Source organism: Sphingomonas sp., from assembly GCF_036677245.1.
Taxonomy (GTDB): Bacteria; Pseudomonadota; Alphaproteobacteria; order Sphingomonadales; family Sphingomonadaceae; genus Allosphingosinicella.
The window spans coordinates 1-3,066 of sequence record NZ_JAKFCG010000101.1 but is presented as its reverse complement, the minus strand read 5'-3'; the positions used below and the strand labels follow the sequence as shown (position 1 = coordinate 3,066).

Here is a 3,066-nt window from a genome sequence, read left to right as displayed (position 1 = left end):
CGAGCGCCTCGGGCTTCGAATCCACCTGCATGCGCAGGCGCGAGGAGGCCTCGTCGACCAGGTCGATCGCCTTGTCGGGCAGGAAGCGGTCGGCGATGTAGCGGTTGGACAGCGTCGCGGCGGCGACCAGCGCCGAATCGGCGATGCGCACCTTGTGGTGCTGCTCGTATTTCTCCTTCAGGCCGCGCAGGATCGAGACGGTGTCCTCGACCGACGGCTCGTTGACGAAGACGGGCTGGAAGCGCCGCGCGAGGGCCGCGTCCTTCTCGACATGCTTGCGGTATTCGTCGAGCGTGGTGGCGCCGACGCAGTGCAGTTCGCCGCGGGCGAGCGCTGGCTTCAACAGGTTGGAGGCGTCCATCGCGCCCTCGCCCTTGCCGGCGCCGACCAGCGTGTGCATCTCGTCGATGAACAGGATGATGCCGCCGTCGGCGGACGTCACCTCGTTGAGCACGGCCTTCAGCCGCTCCTCGAACTCGCCGCGATATTTCGCGCCGGCGATCAGCGCGCCCATGTCGAGCGCCATCAGCTTCTTGTCCTTGAGCGTCTCCGGCACGTCGCCATTGACGATGCGCAGCGCCAGGCCCTCGGCGATGGCGGTCTTGCCGACGCCCGGCTCGCCGATCAGCACCGGATTGTTCTTGGTCCGGCGCGACAGGACCTGAATGGTGCGGCGGATCTCGTCGTCGCGGCCGATGACCGGATCGAGCTTGCCCTCGCGGGCGTCCTTGGTGAGGTCGCGGGCGTATTTCTTCAGCGCGTCATAACCCTGCTCGGCGGAAGCCGAATCGGCGGTGCGGCCCTTGCGGATGTCGTTGATGGCGGCGTTGAGCCCCTGCGCGGTGACGCCGGCCTTGGCCAGGATGTCGGCGGTCTTGGCCGACTTCTCGACCGCCAGTGCAGTGAGCAGCCGCTCGACGGTGACGAACGAGTCGCCGGCCTTGGTGGCGATCTCCTCGGCGGTCGAGAAGACCTTGGCGATGGGCTGCGACAGATAGAGCTGGCCGTTGCCGCCCTCGACCTTGGGCAGCTGGTTGAGCGCGCCTTCGACGGCGATCTGCACCGCCTTCGGATCTCCGCCGGCGCGGGAGATCAGCGAGGCGGCGAGGCCTTCGGAATCGTCGACCAGCACCTTGAGCAGGTGCTCGGGCGTGAACTGCTGGTGATTGCGCGACAGAGCCATGGTCTGCGCGGACTGGATGAATCCCCGGACGCGCTCGGAATGTTTTTCGATGTTCATATGTGTCTCCTTCCCTCACCGGCCCTTCGAGAGGCGCCGGATCGGCCTGATGACGAACCCCCATGTGCGGCAGGCTCTGTTGGGCTGGATATGGGTATGCCCTTTCGACCTCTCAAGACGCCTTGACCAAGGTCAAACAAAAACCGGCGGGAGGGATTGCCCCTGCCCGCCGGCGGATATTTGGTCGGTGCGGATGCCCCGATCAGGATGAGATCAGGCAGCCTCGTCGGACGGTTCGGGCGCCATCTCGGGTCCCGCTGCCGCGGCCCCGCCCTCGGACGCCGCGGAGCCTTCCTCCGCACCGGCCTCGCGGTTGGCGAAGTCGCCGCCGCGCCCACGCCGGCGTGGGCGGCGCGGACGGCGCGGCGCGCCTTCTTCGCCTTCGCCACTGCTCACCTGCGGGCGGACCTCGCGCGGCTGCTCCTCGCCGGACGCTTCCGGGTTGAGCGCGACCTCGGCGGGAATACCGCTGATCTCGGGCTGCGGGCCGGTGCCGTCGTTGACCTGCGGCGGGGCTTCGAAGGACTGCTGCGGGGCCGGGTTGTCCTGGTCCTCGTCGTCGTCCTGGTCGTCGCGCGAATCACGGTTGAACTGCTGCGGCTGCTGGGCCTGAGCCGCCGCGATGATGCGGTTGTAGTGCTCGGCGTGTTGCAGATAGTTCTCGTTCATGACGCGATCGCCGGAACTGTGGGCGTCGCGGGCGAGCTGCATGTATTTTTCGGCGATCTGCTGCGCGGAGCCACGGATTTTCACATCCGGGCCATTCGATTCGTAGCTGCGCGTAAGAGGATTTGGCCCCTTGCGATTCTGGTTGCTGCTGTTGTTATTATTGTTATTACGGCCGCGCATGCGCCTGTTCTGCTGTTGTGGCCTCATTCGACACTCTTGCTGGAGAGGTTGCGAGAAGCGACGCGCCGGATTGGGAGATGCCCGGTCTGCCGCCGTGATTGCGACGGTCGGGCGCCTCGTTGCGGCGCCGCCGTCATCCGTTCTGTTTCCGGTTCATAGCCTGCCCGGACGTTCCCCATGCGACGCCCCAAGCATCGCTCACGCAAGAAGGCAGTTTGTTTTCAACGGGGACCGAATCGACAACGGCACTGCCTGCTACGTCTTGTCCGGTGATTGGAACGTAGCGACATTCCTTTGGGATGCCAAGCTTTTTTTAATCGCCGCGTTGTCGCACGAAGCAAAGCGCCCGGACGTGGCCGCCAAGATCGCGGCGGGTATCGGCATGGCGCAGGCCGTGTCGCGCGAATATGCCCGCGACGTCGTTCTCCTGCCCTGCCCCAATCTCGACCATGACCGCGCCGTCGGGCGCGAGATGGGCGGCGCCGTCGCGCGCGATGATCCGGTAGGGATCGAGTCCATCCGCTCCACCATCCAGCGCCCGCAACGGATCGAAGCCGCGCACCTCGCGCGAGAGGGTGCCGATTTCATCTGACGGGATATAGGGCGGGTTCGAGACGATCAGATCGAACGGTCCCTCGACCGCCGCAAACCAGTCGGACATGACGAAGGCGATCCGCCCGGCCAGACCCAACGATTCGGCGTTGGCCTTCGCCGTAGTCAGGGCGCCGGGCGCGATGTCGGTCGCAACCGCGATCGCGCGCGGCTCGGCCGACAGAAGCGCAAGCGCGATGGCGCCCGTACCGGTGCCGAGGTCGAGGATGCGGCAGGCGCCGCGCTTGTCACAGATGCCTCGCGCGAAGGGCAGCGCAAGTTCCACAAGCGCCTCGGTGTCCGGGCGCGGTTCGAGCGTGTCGGGTGAGAGCGCGAGGCGAAGGCCATAGAATTCACGTGCGCCGAGGATGCGATGCACCGGCTCG

The 3,066-nt window shown here is 66.5% G+C and carries 3 protein-coding genes; all 3 read right to left on the bottom strand.

What is annotated here, in order from left to right; all coding sequences use genetic code 11:
- The coding region (locus V6M48_RS11190; protein WP_332812623.1) for a Clp protease N-terminal domain-containing protein at positions 1–1,240 on the bottom strand (1,240 nt) is incomplete at its 3' end.
- A gap of 213 nt (positions 1,241–1,453) precedes the next feature.
- Positions 1,454–2,116 carry a DUF4167 domain-containing protein gene (locus V6M48_RS11185; RefSeq protein WP_332812622.1) on the bottom strand — a complete coding sequence of 221 codons (663 nt, stop codon included), beginning with the start codon at positions 2,114–2,116 and terminating at the stop codon, positions 1,454–1,456.
- Between the two features lie 286 nt (positions 2,117–2,402).
- The coding region (gene prmC, locus V6M48_RS11180) for a peptide chain release factor N(5)-glutamine methyltransferase (RefSeq protein WP_332812621.1) at positions 2,403–3,066 on the bottom strand (664 nt) is incomplete at its 5' end.